17 protein-coding genes (1 of these 17 cut by a window edge) are annotated in these 16763 nt (G+C 40.5%); 16 read left to right on the forward strand and 1 reads right to left on the reverse strand.

The features are described 5' to 3' along the window. The first annotated feature begins 755 nt into the window (after positions 1-755). From mioC to glmU, 15 genes are all read left to right on the forward strand, one after another. Positions 756-1205, forward strand: a complete 450-nt coding sequence (gene mioC / locus SJY38_RS14855; RefSeq protein ID WP_286743928.1) for an FMN-binding protein MioC — start codon at positions 756-758, stop codon at positions 1203-1205. Between the two features lie 426 nt (positions 1206-1631). After that, complete coding sequence (gene mnmG, locus SJY38_RS14860; RefSeq protein WP_054983815.1) at positions 1632-3521, forward strand: tRNA uridine-5-carboxymethylaminomethyl(34) synthesis enzyme MnmG; 1890 nt, start codon at positions 1632-1634, stop codon at positions 3519-3521. Between the two features lie 15 nt (positions 3522-3536). Then, positions 3537-4157, forward strand: a complete 621-nt coding sequence (rsmG, locus tag SJY38_RS14865) for a 16S rRNA (guanine(527)-N(7))-methyltransferase RsmG (RefSeq protein ID WP_096042524.1) — start codon at positions 3537-3539, stop codon at positions 4155-4157. Positions 4158-4171: 14 nt separating this feature from the next. Then, on the forward strand, positions 4172-4957 hold the full coding sequence (locus SJY38_RS14870; protein ID WP_004588067.1) for a ParA family protein: 786 nt from the start codon (positions 4172-4174) through the stop codon (positions 4955-4957). 20 nt (positions 4958-4977) lie between these two features. Further along, positions 4978-5904, forward strand: a complete 927-nt coding sequence (locus tag SJY38_RS14875; protein ID WP_286245678.1) for a ParB/RepB/Spo0J family partition protein — start codon at positions 4978-4980, stop codon at positions 5902-5904. A 142-nt stretch (positions 5905-6046) separates the two neighbouring features. Continuing rightward, a complete protein-coding gene (locus tag SJY38_RS14880; RefSeq protein WP_024032126.1) occupies positions 6047-6427 on the forward strand; it encodes an ATP synthase subunit I in 381 nt (126 codons plus the stop codon). A 15-nt stretch (positions 6428-6442) separates the two neighbouring features. Continuing rightward, complete coding sequence (atpB, locus tag SJY38_RS14885; RefSeq protein WP_004588070.1) at positions 6443-7300, forward strand: F0F1 ATP synthase subunit A; 858 nt, start codon at positions 6443-6445, stop codon at positions 7298-7300. Positions 7301-7351: 51 nt separating this feature from the next. Then, a complete protein-coding gene (atpE, locus tag SJY38_RS14890) occupies positions 7352-7585 on the forward strand; it encodes a F0F1 ATP synthase subunit C (RefSeq protein ID WP_004588071.1) in 234 nt (77 codons plus the stop codon). A 42-nt stretch (positions 7586-7627) separates the two neighbouring features. Continuing rightward, positions 7628-8098 carry a F0F1 ATP synthase subunit B gene (atpF, locus tag SJY38_RS14895; RefSeq protein ID WP_004588072.1) on the forward strand — a complete coding sequence of 157 codons (471 nt, stop codon included), beginning with the start codon at positions 7628-7630 and terminating at the stop codon, positions 8096-8098. A gap of 16 nt (positions 8099-8114) precedes the next feature. Then, on the forward strand, positions 8115-8648 hold the full coding sequence (gene atpH, locus SJY38_RS14900) for a F0F1 ATP synthase subunit delta (protein WP_004588073.1): 534 nt from the start codon (positions 8115-8117) through the stop codon (positions 8646-8648). A gap of 14 nt (positions 8649-8662) precedes the next feature. Continuing rightward, the gene (gene atpA / locus SJY38_RS14905) at positions 8663-10204 is read left to right on the forward strand and encodes a F0F1 ATP synthase subunit alpha (protein ID WP_004588074.1); all 1542 of its coding nucleotides are present in this window, start codon (positions 8663-8665) and stop codon (positions 10202-10204) included. 60 nt (positions 10205-10264) lie between these two features. Beyond that, a complete protein-coding gene (gene atpG / locus SJY38_RS14910; RefSeq protein ID WP_004588075.1) occupies positions 10265-11125 on the forward strand; it encodes a F0F1 ATP synthase subunit gamma in 861 nt (286 codons plus the stop codon). A gap of 33 nt (positions 11126-11158) precedes the next feature. Then, positions 11159-12544, forward strand: coding sequence for a F0F1 ATP synthase subunit beta (gene atpD / locus SJY38_RS14915; RefSeq protein ID WP_004588076.1), 1386 nt, complete (start codon positions 11159-11161; stop codon positions 12542-12544). Between the two features lie 13 nt (positions 12545-12557). Continuing rightward, positions 12558-12980 (forward strand): F0F1 ATP synthase subunit epsilon, encoded by a 423-nt coding sequence (locus SJY38_RS14920; RefSeq protein ID WP_004588077.1) that lies wholly within the window; start codon positions 12558-12560, stop codon positions 12978-12980. Positions 12981-13228: 248 nt separating this feature from the next. Beyond that, positions 13229-14587 carry a bifunctional UDP-N-acetylglucosamine diphosphorylase/glucosamine-1-phosphate N-acetyltransferase GlmU gene (gene glmU, locus SJY38_RS14925; protein WP_377110070.1) on the forward strand — a complete coding sequence of 453 codons (1359 nt, stop codon included), beginning with the start codon at positions 13229-13231 and terminating at the stop codon, positions 14585-14587. A 28-nt stretch (positions 14588-14615) separates the two neighbouring features. On the opposite strand, the gene SJY38_RS14930 is transcribed toward glmU, so the two are convergent. Further along, complete coding sequence (locus tag SJY38_RS14930) at positions 14616-15458, reverse strand: LytTR family DNA-binding domain-containing protein (RefSeq protein ID WP_064386567.1); 843 nt, start codon at positions 15456-15458, stop codon at positions 14616-14618. Between the two features lie 141 nt (positions 15459-15599). Here SJY38_RS14930 and SJY38_RS14935 point away from each other — a divergent pair, with 141 nt between their 5' ends. Then, positions 15600-16763 carry the 5' portion of an acyltransferase family protein gene (locus SJY38_RS14935; RefSeq protein ID WP_286743909.1) on the forward strand. Its footprint extends 48 nt past the window's final position, so 1164 of the gene's 1212 nt are visible here — the first part of the coding sequence; it begins with the start codon at positions 15600-15602; the stop codon falls past the right edge of the window.

Consider the following 16763-nt stretch of genomic DNA (forward strand, 5'->3'; position numbering starts at 1 on the left):
TTCTTACAGTATAAAAATACACCACGTTAAGCGCGTAATTGGCGCTCGATATAGCTTAAAAAAGTACCAATATGCCGCTAAAAAGTATCCTTAAGTAGATCGTTTTAACTACAGTTTATGAATTTATAAGCAAAAGTAACCGGTACTATTAAGGCCAACGCCCTCGTTTTTAATTGATCCACCAGCAAAACTCCTCGCTGAACTTGAAAAATAATAAGACTAATTAAAAAAGGTTATCCACAATCGCCTACTTTATGGCTAATAAAACAAAAATAGCGGCACATTTATAACCTTAAACCGCCACGATCTATAAAAAAGCGTGGTTTATTACACTTATTTTCACTTTTTTAGGGCAGATCTGCTTAATCGGATCGTTTTTAAAAATTATTTTTGATCGCCTTTTTAAGTTATCAACAAGGTTACTATCCACATTATGATCAACAACAGCTTAGCTATATAAAAACGTGGGCTGGTGGCCTCACTTATAATAAAAAATCAATGACTTAGCTATATTTAGATCTACAAAACATACTAGTTAAGCAGAGCTTTCCCCAACCTTATCAACAACTTGATCAGAAGATTACATTTAAATAGTTTTTGTTAATTCATTTATATTCAGTAACTTAGATAAGCAATTACAACAAAGAGCAAAAACAACTCAAAAATAGTTATACAAAATTACAAAGGTTTTCTTTACTGCAAGGCTAACTCAGTTATCATAGCGGGCAAATAAGTAATGTGTGATCAGTTTAAATATGAGTTCTGTAAATATAATCGTTGGTAGTCAAATGGGATCTGCAGAATATGTAGCAGAACAACTATGTGATGAGTTAAATAACCAAGGTATAAGTGCTGAACTACATGATCAACCTAATTTATCTGATATTGATCAACACAATACAATCTGGCTTATATGCACATCAACCTATGGCGCGGGCGATTACCCCGACAACCTTTTACCATTTATTGAGCAGCTAAATCAGCAAAGTGACTTATCTGCAATTAAATATTCAGTCATTGGCTTAGGCGATACCAGCTACGACACCTATAACCTTGCTGGGCGTAATATAAATCGTTTAATGGCAAGCCTTGGCGCAACATGCATAGCGCCAAGGCTTGAGTTAAATATTCTTGATGAGGCATTACCCGAAGATACCGCCCTAGAGTGGCTAGACTCGTGGATAGAGAAAACACAATTAAAGTAATGTGATCGAATAAAATGCATAAACAAAGTTACCCACAATTTACTAATAATTTAATAGCTTTTGTGGATAACCGCTGATCAAACTGCGTTTTTAAGCATGCTTATCCATGGGATAAGATCCAATCGATATTGGGCTGTGTATAAACCCCTTTTTTGATCAGAGCTTATTTGCCTGATGATCCGATCATATTAACACCTTTAGATCTGATCTAATTTTATGTTTTAAATGAATAAATAGAGCTTATCAACAGAAAACCCGATCACTAGTAGTAATAGTATTAAAAGATCTCTTTAAAAGATCCTTTATATTATAAGTGATCAGTGACTTAGATCTTGCCCACTGTTTAATCATTTATCTTCTCCTAATTTCTAGGTAGAATACGCTCCCTTTTGAAGTTTACTGGTTTGATTAAGTAGGATCCCATTAATGATTTTTCACGAAAAGTTTGACGTTATCGTAGTAGGTGGTGGACATGCAGGCACTGAAGCCTCATTGGCTGCTGCACGTATGGGGATGAATACCCTGCTGCTAACTCATAATATGGATACACTTGGTCAAATGTCTTGCAACCCTGCAATTGGTGGCATAGGCAAAGGCCATTTGGTTAAAGAAATTGATGCGCTAGGCGGTGCTATGGCACAAGCTATTGATAAAGGCGGTATTCAATTTCGTACCTTAAATTCTTCAAAGGGACCTGCTGTTCGTGCAACTCGAGCACAAGCTGATCGCGCTTTGTACAAAGCTGCAATTCAAAACACATTACAAAACCAAGAAAACCTAAAAATATTTCAACAATCGTGTGATGATCTTATCGTTGAAAACGACAAAGTTGTTGGCGTAGTAACCCAAATGGGATTACGTTTTAGCGCACCTAGTGTTGTATTAACCGTAGGTACTTTCTTAGGTGGCCAAATACATATTGGTTTAGAGAATTTTAAAGGTGGTCGTGCAGGCGATCCCCCTTCAATTGCACTTGCTGATCGTTTACGTGAATTACCTTTTAGAGTAGACCGTTTAAAAACAGGTACTCCACCACGTATTGATGCCCGTACAGTTGATTTTAGCAAGATGCAAGAACAACCAGGTGATGCGCCTACACCGGTATTTTCGTTTATTGGTAAACAAAGCGATCACCCACAGCAAATACCATGCTATATCACCTACACAAACGAAAAAACCCATGAGGTTATTCGTAACAATTTACATCGCTCGCCTATGTACTCTGGCGTAATTGAAGGTATAGGACCACGTTACTGCCCTTCAATAGAAGATAAAATTGTGCGCTTTGCTGATAAAGACAAGCACCAAATATTTGTAGAGCCTGAAGGTTTAACATCGTACGAGCTTTACCCTAACGGTATTTCAACCAGCTTACCTTTTGATGTGCAGTTACAAATTGTGCAATCGATAGATGGTTTTGAAAACGCACATATTTGTCGCCCTGGTTATGCTATTGAATATGATTTCTTTGACCCGCGTGATTTAAAACAGTCATTAGAAACCAAGTTTATAGACGGATTATTTTTTGCAGGCCAAATAAATGGTACTACTGGTTACGAAGAAGCCGGTGCACAAGGTTTAATAGCCGGCATGAACGCCGCTTTACAAGTACAAGGCAAAGATGCATGGACTCCACGTCGTGATGAAGCGTATGTGGGCGTACTAATAGATGACTTAGCAACGCTTGGTACAAAAGAACCGTACCGTATGTTTACTAGCCGTGCGGAATACCGTTTATTATTACGTGAAGATAACGCTGATATTCGCTTAACAGAAAAAGGCCGTGAACTTGGTTTAGTTAACGATGAGCGCTGGCAGGCATTTAACGAAAAAATGGAAGTGATCGAAAAAGAGAAACAGCGTATTAAAGAAACCTGGATCCATAAAGATCATGCTGTGGTTGATCAAGTAAACGCCTTATTAAAAACACCGCTTACTCGTGAAGCAAGTTTAGAGGATCTACTTCGTCGTCCAGAAATTCGTTACGACGATTTAATGGCTATTGATGGGCTTGGATCTGAGTTTACAAACCAAGCTGCACTTGAACAAGTTGAGATCCATACTAAATACGCAGGCTACATTGCGCGCCAGCAAGATGAGATCAATAAACAGCTTCGTCATGAAGAAACCATTTTGCCTAAAGAGTTCGATTACTCAACGGTATCGGGTTTATCAAACGAGGTAGTTGCTAAGTTAACGGATGCGCGTCCAGACACTATTGGCCAAGCTTCTCGTATTTCTGGTATCACCCCAGCGGCGATTTCGCTATTATTAGTGTATCTGAAGAAGCAAGGCTTATTACGCAAAACTGCGTAATGGTAAAGGTAAACTGTGTTACAGCAACAATTAACAACATTGTTAGCGCAAACTGATATTGCGCTAACCGAAAAACAACAACAGCAATTAGTTAAATACGTTGAGTTACTAAACAAATGGAACAAAGCGTATAATTTAACGTCTGTACGCTTACCAGAAGAAATGATGATTAAGCACATTATGGATAGCTTAGTTGTTGCACCTCATTTACCCGGTCATCGTTATATTGATGTAGGCACAGGTCCTGGCTTACCAGGTATTGTATTAGCTATTGCACTACCTGATACGCAATTTGTATTGCTTGATAGCTTAGGCAAACGTGTTCGCTTTTTAATGCAAGTTAAACACGAGCTCGGGCTAAATAATGTCACCCCTGTGCAGTCAAGAGTTGAAGAATATCAACCAAGTGTTAAATTAGATGGCGTACTAAGTCGTGCGTTTGCTTCACTGCAAGATATGGTTGATTGGTGTTCACACTTAATTGATCACTCAGGCAAATTTATAGCGCTTAAAGGTGTGTTTCCTAGTGAAGAGCTAGAGTCGCTACCTGAGGGTGTAAAATTTGAAGATAAAATCTCGCTAGTAGTGCCTGAACTTGATGCACAACGACATTTAATTATTCTTTCTAAAGACTAGGGATCAGAGACATAGTGGCAAAAGTCATCGCATTAGCAAATCAAAAAGGCGGCGTTGGTAAAACAACAACGGCTGTTAATCTCGCTGCATCTATGGCTGCAACGAAGCGTAAAGTGCTGTTAATAGATCTCGACCCCCAAGGCAACGCTACGATGGGTAGCGGTGTAGACAAATATGGCGATGTCGCCACCATTTACGATTTACTCATTGAAGAAAAACCAATGGATGAGGTTATAATCACTGAAACCTCGGGTGAGTATCATATGATAGCGGCCAACGGCGATGTAACCGCAGCCGAAGTAAAATTAATGGAATTGTTTGCACGCGAAGTACGCCTTCGTAATGCGCTTGAAAAAATACAAGATAAATACGAATTTATTTTTATCGACTGCCCGCCTTCACTAAATATGTTAACAGTAAACGCCATGGCTGCTGCTGATTCTATTTTAGTACCTATGCAATGTGAATATTATGCGCTTGAAGGGTTAACCGCATTAATGGACACTATTACGCAACTTGCAAAGTTAGTTAACCCTAACTTACAAATTGAAGGCATTCTTCGTACTATGTACGATCCGCGCAATCGATTAGCAAATGATGTATCAGAACAATTAAAACAACATTTTGGCGATAAAGTATACCGCACCGTGATCCCACGTAATGTGCGTCTTGCCGAGGCACCTAGTTTTGGTGCACCAGCAATGTACTACGACCGCGCATCAAGTGGCGCAAAAGCCTACTTAGCACTTGCGGGCGAAATGCTACGCAGAAAAGAAAAAACAGCGCCGGTAGTCGCCTAACTTTAAGGTAAAAAAATAACATGTCTGCTAAAAAACGAGGTTTAGGCCGAGGACTCGATGCCCTTTTAAGTTCATCAAAACCAGCGCCGAGCTCAAGCAAGGAACAAGACACAGTAAATGTGACTGAAGCTGTACAAACTGCAGCACAGCCCGTTGCGAATGAATTGCAAAAGCTGCCTATTGAGTTTTTACACTCAGGAAAATACCAGCCTCGTAAAGATATGTCTGAAGAAGCGCTTGAGGAGTTAGCAAGCTCTATCCGCTCTCAAGGCATTATTCAGCCAATTGTGGTACGCCCTGTTGCAGAAAATAGCTTTGAAATAATTGCCGGTGAGCGCCGTTGGCGTGCTGCACAAATAGCAAAGCTTGAAAGCGTACCTTGTATTGTAAAAGATGTGCCAGATGAAGCCGCTGTTGCTATTGCGCTGATAGAAAATATTCAGCGTGAAGATTTAAACGCAATGGAAGAAGCTATCGCTTTAAACAGATTATTGAATGAATTTGAATTAACGCACCAGCAAGTTGCCGATGCGGTGGGTAAATCGCGCACTACCGTGACCAATTTACTACGATTAAACAATTTAAATAGTGATGTTAAAATTCTGTTAGAGCATGGCGACATAGAAATGGGCCACGCACGCTGTTTATTAGCACTTGAAGGTGAAGCACAATCTGACGCTGCAAGATTAGCCGTTGCTAAAGCGCTAACTGTTCGCGAAACCGAAAAGTTAGTACGCTCAATTTTAGAGCCGGTTGCTGCTAAAGAAACACCTGAAAAAGACCCAGATGTTAAGCGTTTAGAGCAAAAATTAGCCGATAATTTAGGGGCTAAAGTAGAAATAAATTATAACGCGAAAGGCAAAGGTAAGTTGGTTATTTCTTACACCAATTTAGATGAGCTTGATGGCATTTTAAATCGTATAAATCACAGCAATACCGACCATTAAAATTTTACATGTCCGATAAGAGACATTTGTAGCTATTTTGTGTTACAAAGCGTCTACTCAAGTTGCAAAACTGGTAGGATTAAGTATAATTTCGCCAGTTTTCACACCCTAACAATTAGAACGCCATAAAGGTTAACTAAACGTGACTAATAAGTTAGCAAGACCTTATAGGCTTGCCGCATTTAAATTAATTTGTCTTCAGGGTATCGTAGCACTTGTAGCTGCAGTAATTATTTTTGTTGGTTGGGGAGTAAACGCCAGCGTATCAGCACTTGCCGGTAGCAGCGTAGCAATACTTCCCCACCTAGTATTTGCGCTTTATGCATTCAGATATATGGGTGCAAGCAAAGCAAATCAAGCGTATACCTCGTTAAAACGCGGTAACGGATTAAAATTTATGCTAACAATCGTATTGTTTGCACTGATACTCAAGTCAACCACGGTCGTTTTAGTGCCGTTTTTTTGTGTTTACGTATTTGTGCTCTTTACTGGATTGTTTGCACCCGTTTTTTTTAAACATTAACTTTTGGGATATAACATGGCTGCAGAAGAAGTTACTATATCAAGCCATATCCAGCATCACTTAACAAACGCTAAGATGTGTATGACCGACTCAGGTCTTGCCTTCAACAAAGCGTGTGCAGACAGTGGTTTCTGGACATGGAATATAGATACCCTCGCATGGTCAATCGGACTTGGTCTATTATTTTTATGGACCTTCCGAAGCGCCGCAAAGAAAGCTCACACCGGAGTACCGGGTAAATTTCAATGTTTTATTGAAATGATTGTTGAGTTCGTTGGTGACAACGTACGTGACACATACCACGGTAAAAGCAAATTAATTGCTCCATTAGCCTTAACAATTTTTGTTTGGGTGTTCTTAATGAACTTAATGGATTTAATCCCAGTTGATTTCTTACCTGCACTTGCTGGTTTTGTTGGTGAACAAGCCTTTGGCATGGACTCACACGACGTTTACATGAAAATTGTACCTACCACAGACATAAACTTAACTGCTGCATTAGCATTGGGCGTGTTTATTCTGATGATTGGTTACTCTATTAAAATTAAAGGGGTTGGTGGCTTCATTAAAGAGCTTACACTTCACCCGTTTAGCTCTAATAGCAAAGTGGCTATGATTTTCTTAATTCCTTGTAATTTATTACTAGAAACAATCGCTCTAGTGTCTAAGCCTTTCTCGTTAGCACTGCGTTTATTCGGTAACTTATACGCTGGTGAATTGATATTCATACTTATCGGCGCAGTTGGTTTAATGCAACTTCCGTTGCACTTTGTTTGGGCTGTATTCCATATCTTAGTAATCGTGTTACAAGCATTCGTATTTATGATGCTAACCATTGTTTACCTAAGCATGGCAAGTTCAGACAATCACTAATTTATACACTTTTTATATTTAACTTTAACAATTGAAACTTTGGAGAAAAAAATGGAACTAGTATTAGGTCTTAAGTACATCGCAGTTGCTTTACTTATCGGCTTCGGTGCAATCGGTACTGCTATCGGCTTCGGTAACATGGGTGGTAAATTCCTAGAAGCATGTGCGCGTCAGCCTGAACTTGCACCTTCATTACAAGTTAAGATGTTCATCCTAGCTGGTCTAATCGATGCGGTAGCAATGATCGGTGTTGGTATCGCAATGGTAATCCTGTTCGTACTTTAATTTTATTTTTTGAACAGCTTACTATTTTAAGGAGGAGCGGTCGTGAACATAACAGCCACTCTTATCGGTGAATTAATTGCGTTTACGGTGTTTGTACTATTTTGTATGAAATATGTATGGCCACCACTTAATGATGCAATTGAGTCTCGCCAGAAGAAAATTGAAGATGGTTTAGCTGCCTCTGATAGAGCCGAAAAAGACTTAGAACTTGCGCAACAAAAAGCTGCAGAACAGCTTAAAGATGCAAAAGCTCAAGCGGCTGATATCATTGAACAAGCTAAAAAGCGTGCCGTGCTTATTGTTGACGAAGAAACTGTTCGTGGACAAGAAGAGCGTGAAAAAATTATTGCTCAAGGGCACTCTGAAATTGAATCAGAGCGTAACCGTGTAACAGAAGAGCTACGTAAGCAAGTAGCGACTCTGGCAGTGGTTGGCGCTGAAAGAATTTTAGAGCGTGAAATCAATCAAGCCGCACATAGTGACATCGTTGAAAAACTTGTCGCTGAGCTGTAATTAGGAGGGTATGAGCATGTCTGAATTGACTACTATCGCTCGCCCATACGCTAAAGCGGCTTTTGAACTTGCCGTTGAAAAAGGCACGATTGAAAGCTGGAATGACATGTTGTTTTTTGCAGGCGAAGTTGCCAGCAATGAACAAGCATCAGCCATTCTAGCTGGATTGCCTACTGCTACTGCACAAGCTGAGTTATTTATTAACTTATGTGCTGAGCAGCTCAACGAACAAGGTCAGAACCTAGTTAAGGTGATGGCTGAAAATGGACGTTTGATTGCACTGCCTGAGGTTGCTCAGTTATTCGCTGCGTTTAAAGCAGAGTATGACAAAGAAATCGACGTAGATGTGATTTCGGCAACCCCTCTTGCTGCAGCGCAGCAAGAGTCATTGGTAGCGACACTTGAAAAACGTTTCGCACGCAAAGTTAAGCTGAATTGTAGTGAAGACGCTGCAGTTGTTGGCGGCCTTATTATTAAGGCGGGTGACACTGTAATCGACGGCTCAGTACGCGGTAAATTAAACCGCTTAGCCACAACACTACAATCGTAATTGGGAAAAAGAGCATGCAACTTAATTCCACTGAAATTTCAGATCTGATCAAACAACGTATTGAGCAGTTCGAAGTTGTAAGTGAAGCTCGTAACGAAGGTACTATCGTATCTGTTACTGACGGTATCATCCGCATCCACGGTCTAGCTGACTGTATGCAAGGTGAGATGATTGAGCTTCCAGGCAACCGTTATGCTATCGCACTAAACCTTGAGCGTGACTCAATTGGTGCAGTAGTTATGGGTCCTTACGCTGACCTTACTGAAGGCGTAAAAGTATACACAACTGGTCGTATCTTAGAAGTTCCTGTTGGTGCTGGCTTACTTGGTCGTGTTGTAAACACACTAGGTGCTCCTATCGATGGTAAAGGCGCTTTAGATAACGACGGTTTTGAACCTGTAGAAAAAATTGCACCAGGTGTAATCGAGCGTCAATCTGTAGATGAGCCAGTTCAAACTGGTTACAAATCTATTGATGCGATGATTCCAGTTGGTCGTGGTCAGCGTGAGCTTGTTATCGGTGACCGCCAAACAGGTAAAACTGCACTAGCAATCGATGCAATCATCAACCAAAAGAACACAGGCGTTAAGTGTGTGTACGTAGCGGTTGGCCAAAAAGCATCTACTATTGCTAACGTAGTACGTAAATTAGAAGAGCACGGTGCACTTGCAAATACTATCGTAGTTGTAGCATCTGCTTCTGAGTCTGCGGCACTTCAGTACTTAGCACCGTTCTCGGGCTGTACTATGGGTGAATACTTCCGTGACCGTGGTGAAAACGCATTAATCGTATATGATGATTTATCTAAGCAAGCTGTTGCTTACCGTCAAATCTCATTACTACTTAAGCGTCCACCAGGTCGTGAAGCATACCCAGGTGACGTATTCTACCTTCACTCGCGTCTTTTAGAGCGTGCATCGCGTGTAAACGCTGATTACGTTGAAAAGTTCACTAACGGTGAAGTGAAAGGACAAACTGGTTCATTGACGGCATTGCCAATCATTGAAACTCAAGGCGGCGACGTTTCTGCGTTCGTACCGACAAACGTTATCTCTATCACCGATGGTCAGATCTTCTTAGAAACTGACTTATTCAACTCAGGTATCCGTCCGGCAGTAAATGCTGGTATCTCGGTATCGCGTGTTGGTGGTGCTGCACAAACTAAAATCGTTAAGAAACTAGGTGGCGGTATCCGTCTAGCCCTAGCTCAGTACCGTGAATTAGCTGCGTTCTCGCAGTTCGCGTCTGACCTTGATGATGCAACTCGTGCTCAACTTGAGCATGGTGAGCGTGTAACAGAGCTAATGAAGCAGAAACAGTACGCACCAATGTCTGTTGCTGAAATGTCTTTGTCGTTATTTGCAGCTGAGAAAGGTTATCTTAAAGATATCGAAATCTCTAAAATTATGGATTTCGAAGCAGCTTTACTTTCTTATGCAAGTAGCACATACGCAGAGCTTGTGGCTCAAATCAATGAAACTGGTAACTACAACGCCGAGATCGAAGCGCAGCTTAAAGAACTTCTTGAGAAGTTCAAGTCTACGCAAACTTGGTAATTTAGTTATTAATGGTGCGCTTTAGTTTACTAAAGCACACCTTGATTCGGAGAGAGAGTCATGGCCAGCGGAAAAGAGATTAAAAGCAAGATCGGGAGTATTAAAAATACTCAAAAGATCACTAGCGCAATGGAAATGGTTGCTGCGTCTAAAATGAAAAAGGCGCAAGAACGAGTGGCTTCAAGCCGTCCATACGCTGACAAATTACGCAAAGTAATTGGTCGTGTTGCTCAAGCAAATCTTGATTTTACTCACCCGTTCTTAGAAGAACGTGAAGTAAAACGAGTTGGTTATATTGTTATCTCTACAGACCGTGGTCTATGTGGCGGCTTAAACTCAAATGAGTTTAAAAAAGTTGCATTAGACATTAAAGCGTGGAAAGAAAAAGGTGTGGACGCTGAGTTTGCAACTTTAGGTAGCAAAGCTGCTAGTTTCTTTCAACGTTTTGGCGGTCAAGTGCTTGCTAAAAAAGCAGGCCTTGGAGATAAGCCTTCAGTACAAGACGTAATTGGTCCTGTAAAAATTATGCTAGATGCATTCTCAGAAGGTAAAATTGACCGTTTATTCCTGGTATATAACAACTTCGTTAATACCATGAAGCAAGAACCAACAATTGACCAGTTACTCCCTTTGCCAAAAGCTGAAGAAGAAGTATCTGCCCACACATGGGACTACTTATACGAGCCAGGCCCAGACGCTATATTAGAGTCTTTGCTTGTACGCTTTGTTGAGTCTCAGGTATACCAAGGTGTGGTTGAGAACGCTGCCTCTGAACAGGCTGCCCGTATGGTTGCAATGAAAGCTGCAACAGATAATGCCGGCGACCTTATGGATGAGTTACAGCTTGTTTATAACAAGGCCCGCCAAGCGGCAATCACACAAGAAATTAGTGAGATTGTTTCTGGTTCAGCCGCAGTTTAATGCTTCAGGCAAAGATTAACGAGAGGAATAGACATGAGTTTAGGTAAGGTCGTCCAAATTATCGGTGCCGTTGTGGATATTGAGTTTTCTCAAGACAACGTGCCAGCCGTATATGACGCGCTAAAAGTAACAGATGGCGATTTAGCTGGTTTGACTTTAGAAGTTCAACAACAGCTAGGTGGCGGTGTTGTTCGTACTATCGCACTAGGTACTACTGACGGTTTACGTCGTGGCGCAGCGGTAGAAAATACAGGTGAAGCGATTCAAGTTCCAGTTGGTAAAGCAACGCTTGGTCGTATCATGAACGTACTTGGTGAGCCAATCGATGAAGCTGGCCCAATCGGCGAAGAAGACCGTATGTCTATTCACCGTGCAGCGCCTTCATACGAAGAGCAATCAAGTTCAGTAGAACTTTTAGAAACTGGTATCAAGGTAATCGACCTTGTATGTCCATTTGCTAAAGGTGGTAAAGTTGGTTTATTCGGTGGTGCCGGTGTAGGTAAAACCGTAAACATGATGGAACTTATCCGTAACATCGCAATCGAGCACAGCGGCTACTCAGTATTCGCAGGTGTTGGTGAGCGTACTCGTGAGGGTAACGATTTCTACCATGAGATGAACGATTCAAACGTACTTGATAAAGTATCGCTTGTATACGGTCAGATGAACGAGCCTCCTGGTAACCGTTTACGCGTAGCGTTAACTGGTCTTACTATGGCTGAGAAGTTCCGTGACGAAGGTCGCGATGTACTTTTCTTCGTAGATAACATCTACCGTTACACGCTTGCTGGTACAGAAGTATCTGCACTTCTTGGTCGTATGCCATCAGCGGTAGGTTACCAGCCTACACTTGCTGAAGAAATGGGTGTACTTCAAGAGCGTATCGCTTCAACGAAGACAGGTTCAATTACATCAATCCAAGCGGTATACGTACCTGCGGATGATTTAACGGATCCATCTCCAGCAACTACCTTTGCTCACTTAGATGCAACAGTAGTACTTTCACGTGATATCGCATCACTTGGTATCTACCCAGCGGTAGACCCACTTGATTCATCTTCACGTCAACTTGACCCATTAGTAATTGGTCAAGAGCACTACGATACAGCACGTGGCGTTCAAACAGTTCTTCAGCGTTACAAAGAACTTAAAGACATCATTGCTATCCTAGGTATGGACGAGCTTTCTGACGAAGATAAGCAACTTGTATCTCGTGCACGTAAAATCCAGCGTTTCCTATCTCAGCCATTCTTCGTGGCAGAGGTATTTACAGGTGCGCCAGGTAAATACGTTTCACTAAAAGACACAATTGCTGGCTTTAAAGGCATTCTAAGCGGTGAATTTGATGACCTTCCAGAGCAAGCGTTCTACATGGTAGGCTCTATCGAAGAAGCTCAAGAAAAAGCTAAAAGCATGTAATTAGGAGGGTAGTATGGCAGCTATGACTGTACATCTTGACGTAGTAAGCGCAGAGCAGAGCTTGTTCTCTGGTCTAGTTGAATCGATTCAAGTATCTGGTAGTGAAGGTGAGCTTGGTGTTAATGCCGGTCACGCCCCACTACTAACTGCCCTTAAACCTGGTATGGTACGTTTAGTTAAGCAACATGGTGAAGAAGAACTCATCTACATTGCTGGCGGTACACTAGAAGTTCAACCGAACATAGTAACCGTACTTGCTGATACAGCTGTTCGTGGTGAAGACCTAGACGAGCAAGCCGCAGAGCAAGCTAAGCGTGACGCAGAAAGCCAAATGGCTAATGCGTCAGCAGCTGAATTTGATTATCAAAAAGCAGCTATGCAACTAGCAGAAGCTATTGCACAACTTCGCGTAATTCAGCAATTACGTAAAAAGTAAGCCTATCCGGTTTTTAAAAGCCCACGTTATGTGGGCTTTTTTGTGCCTGTAATTTGGCTTTGCACTTATATCGGTTAGCAAAGCTGGTTACAATAAGTGTAATTATTATGAATAGTTTGTTTATCATAGATTCAGTCATTATTTTTTATAATACGGCTGAGTATGTATACATGGAGTGACATGCGTAATCTAGTTAAGCTACTTTCATTAACTCCTCACTAAAACAACGGAAAAAGGAAATTGTTTTAATGGCTCTAACAACAGTAATTCTTGCTGCGGGTAAAGGTACTCGTATGCGCTCTGCTCTACCAAAAGTACTGCATAAAGTGGCAGGTAAACCTATGGTGCAGCATGTTATAGATAACGCAAAGGCACTTGGTGCAACCACCACTAACTTAGTTTACGGGCACGGCGGCGAACTATTACAACAACAACTTGCCGATAACGACGTAAACTGGGTACTGCAAGCAGAACAACTTGGTACTGGCCACGCAGTAGCACAAGCAAACCCTCATATTAATGATGACGACACTGTACTTGTTTTATATGGTGATGTACCTCTTACAAAGCAATCAACACTTGAGCGCTTACTAGCTGCAACACCTAAAAATGGTTTGGCGGTATTAACAGTTAATTTGGTTAACCCAAATGGCTATGGCCGTATGCTACGAGAAGATGGCAAGCTTGTAGGTATTATTGAGCAAAAAGATGCAAGCGCTGAGCAGCTACTTATCAGCGAAGTAAACACCGGCATTATGGCGGTTAACGGCAAGCTTTTAAAAACATGGTTAGGCAATCTATCTAACAATAATGCGCAGGGTGAATACTACCTTACAGATATCGTTGCTATGGCGCACAGTGAAGGTGTAGAAATCACGTCAGCACAGCCCGATCATGCAATGGAAGTTGAAGGCGCAAACAACCGCATACAACTTGCAGGCCTAGAGCGTGCTTATCAAGCATGGCAAGCAGAAGAGTTAATGTTAAATGGTGCCACCCTAGCCGACCCTGCTCGTATTGATGTACGTGGCAATGTTAAAACAGGCGAAGACGTATTAATTGATATAAACGTTATTTTTGAAGGTAGTGTAACCCTAGGCAATAACGTAAAAATTGGCCCTAACTGCGTACTTAAAAACTGTACCATAGGCGATAACGTTGTAATAAAAGCGAATACCCTAATTGAAGAGGCAAGCGTAGCGGCTAAATGTACGCTAGGCCCATATGCTCGCCTACGCCCTGGTGCGGTAATGGAAGAAGACTCGCACATTGGTAACTTTGTAGAGATGAAAAAAACCCGCTTAGGGAAAGGTTCTAAAGCAAACCACTTAAGTTACTTAGGCGATGCTGAAATTGGCGAAAAAGTGAATATAGGCGCAGGTACTATTACCTGTAACTACGATGGAGTTAATAAAGCAAAAACCATTATTGGTGATAACGCCTTTATTGGTTCAAATTCATCACTTGTTGCTCCTGTAAATATTGGTACAACAGCAACTGTAGGTGCAGGCTCTGTGATCACCAGTACCGTTGAAGATGAACAACTTGCAATAGCACGTTCTAAACAGCGTAATTTAACGGGCTGGAAACGCCCGGTTAAAAAATAATTATAAAAGGCTACTTAGGTAGCCTTTTTTATTTCAGTTGAAGTTTAAACTGTTCTTTATAGCGTCTAGATAAGTTAAGCATCTTACCTGTAGTTAGTTTTATTTCACTATCGCCACTAGGTAGCGGTGTAATAGACTCTATTCTATCAAGGTTTACGCCATGGCTGCGATGGACTCTGCAAAAGCCTTTATCTTCTAGTTGCTCACTTAGTGCTGTAAGGGTCGTTCTTAAAGGGTAAATAGACGTGCCAATATACAAGTTTACATAGTTGCCCGATGATTCAAGCCAATCAACATCGTCTATTTTTACAATAAACTCTTTACCATGCTTTTTTACAAGCAAACGGTTTAGAGTGGGTGTTGCTTGTTGCTCGCTTTCTTCTATAGAAGATGCCTCCCCAATTAATTGCTGAACGACATATTGATATACTTTTATGAGCGCAATAAAAAATATAAAGCTTATAGCATCCTTTTGATATTCGTATATTAATTCAAACCAACTCAAACCAAAATCATAAGAGCGACCCCAAGCTAAATATACAAGCTTGCGACTGCCTACCATAATAGCAATATGTAACATGCTAAATACAATTGAAGCGCCAAAATACATACCCAATGAAGCAGGTATTTTATGCCATTTAAAAGGTGTGTTATTCAAAAACCAAATTAAAGCCGGAAACATAAGCAAAGATCCTAGCGCGCTTGAATACTCCCATACAAATGGCTCCCAAATTAAAAATGGTAAATCTCCTGATCTTTTTACCTCCATGATTTGGGTTGTTGCATTTACGGTATTATTAATTAATACGTAAGCACACAGTAATACTGATGCGTATAAGGTTTGAAAACGCTGAAAGTGTTGTAGGTTCATAGTATGTGCTTATATTTATGTGGTGGGTTTATCCCTAAATACCACCGTTTATCACTATTGCATGTAATATAAGCACTTATGAATAGTTTTTGCGAGTCGTTTAAGTCTTACTAGTACCAAAAGGTATACATTGGTTTTAGCATGAAAAAACAATTACACGTAACAAACCGTCATTACTTTCTTGATTGGCTGAGAGTCATTGCGTTTGCTGTACTTATTTTTTATCACATTGGCATGTTGTACAGCGAAAACTGGGGCTTTCACTTTAAAAGTACTTATATATCTCACTACGTAGAGTATTTTTTATTGGTGTTTGCTCCTTGGAGAATGCTACTGATTTGGTTTATATCTGGAGTAGCACTTCGCTTTATGCTCGATAAAGTGAGAGGTGTTAAATCAAATGCGTTATTTTTTTTAAATCGCTCTATTTTTATATTACTACCTTTGCTGGTGGGGTTATGGCTAATAGTTCCCTTTCAGTTGTATGCAGAAATGTCGCAAAAGAGCGTAATAGACATAACGTATTGGCAGTTCTACTTAGCGTTTTTAGATATTAATAATGAGATGTTTGCCAATTACCAGTCTGGGGTATGGCCGCACGTAGATGTAAATCATTTATGGTATTTACGCTCTCTTTGGCAGTTCATGCTTATCATTATTTTATTTTCACTATTCATGAAGCTCCCTTTTTTTACGCCTTTACTCAAGTTAGGTAAAGTGAGGCTGCCATTACTGGTAAGCTTATTAGTCATAGCCATGTTGCTTACACATAACTACTTAGAAGGAGATGCTGTAAGGGAGGCTAACGGCTTTATATTTCTATTTATAGGGTTTCTGTTAGCCAAACACAATTATTTTTGGGCGAGCCTAAAACACTATTTTTGGGTGTTATGTGTAAGCTTTACCCTGCTGTGTATATACATATTAATGGCTTACCAAAACGTATTTGATTTACCTAGTTATATTTTTACTACTATATACAATATTCAAAGAGTATTGGGAGTGCTTACCATGCTTGCACTCGCACAGCATTTTTTAAACTTTAAAACTAATTACTTAAAAACATTTAATAGCTGGGTGTTCCCTTTTTATTTATTGCACCAAAGTGTACTCATAATCCTATGTTTTGTTTTGCAGCCTTTAGAAGTAGGTTCTTTTATTGAACCACTCTTGGTTGTTATTGGTACATGGTGTATTTGCGCGGTTATTACATTAATAGTGACACGTATTGATATTTTAAGGCCTTTAATAGGTGTTAAAACTCAAAATAGCTATTCCAAGCCTTATAAATTATTAGGTTATACA

Source organism: Pseudoalteromonas sp. R86517 (genome assembly GCF_042466295.1).
In the GTDB taxonomy this organism is placed as follows: domain Bacteria; phylum Pseudomonadota; class Gammaproteobacteria; order Enterobacterales; family Alteromonadaceae; genus Pseudoalteromonas; species Pseudoalteromonas atlantica.

Coding starts and splice junctions, on each gene's coding strand:
- mioC (WP_286743928.1), top strand. CDS start 756: ATGAGTTCTGTAAATATAATCGTTGGTAGTCAAATGGGATCTGCAGAA.
- mnmG (WP_054983815.1), top strand. CDS start 1,632: ATGATTTTTCACGAAAAGTTTGACGTTATCGTAGTAGGTGGTGGACAT.
- SJY38_RS14875 (WP_286245678.1), top strand. CDS start 4,978: ATGTCTGCTAAAAAACGAGGTTTAGGCCGAGGACTCGATGCCCTTTTA.
- atpB (WP_004588070.1), top strand. CDS start 6,443: ATGGCTGCAGAAGAAGTTACTATATCAAGCCATATCCAGCATCACTTA.
- atpE (WP_004588071.1), top strand. CDS start 7,352: ATGGAACTAGTATTAGGTCTTAAGTACATCGCAGTTGCTTTACTTATC.
- atpH (WP_004588073.1), top strand. CDS start 8,115: ATGTCTGAATTGACTACTATCGCTCGCCCATACGCTAAAGCGGCTTTT.
- atpA (WP_004588074.1), top strand. CDS start 8,663: ATGCAACTTAATTCCACTGAAATTTCAGATCTGATCAAACAACGTATT.
- atpG (WP_004588075.1), top strand. CDS start 10,265: ATGGCCAGCGGAAAAGAGATTAAAAGCAAGATCGGGAGTATTAAAAAT.
- atpD (WP_004588076.1), top strand. CDS start 11,159: ATGAGTTTAGGTAAGGTCGTCCAAATTATCGGTGCCGTTGTGGATATT.
- SJY38_RS14920 (WP_004588077.1), top strand. CDS start 12,558: ATGGCAGCTATGACTGTACATCTTGACGTAGTAAGCGCAGAGCAGAGC.
- glmU (WP_377110070.1), top strand. CDS start 13,229: ATGGCTCTAACAACAGTAATTCTTGCTGCGGGTAAAGGTACTCGTATG.
- SJY38_RS14930 (WP_064386567.1), bottom strand. CDS start 15,458: ATGAACCTACAACACTTTCAGCGTTTTCAAACCTTATACGCATCAGTA.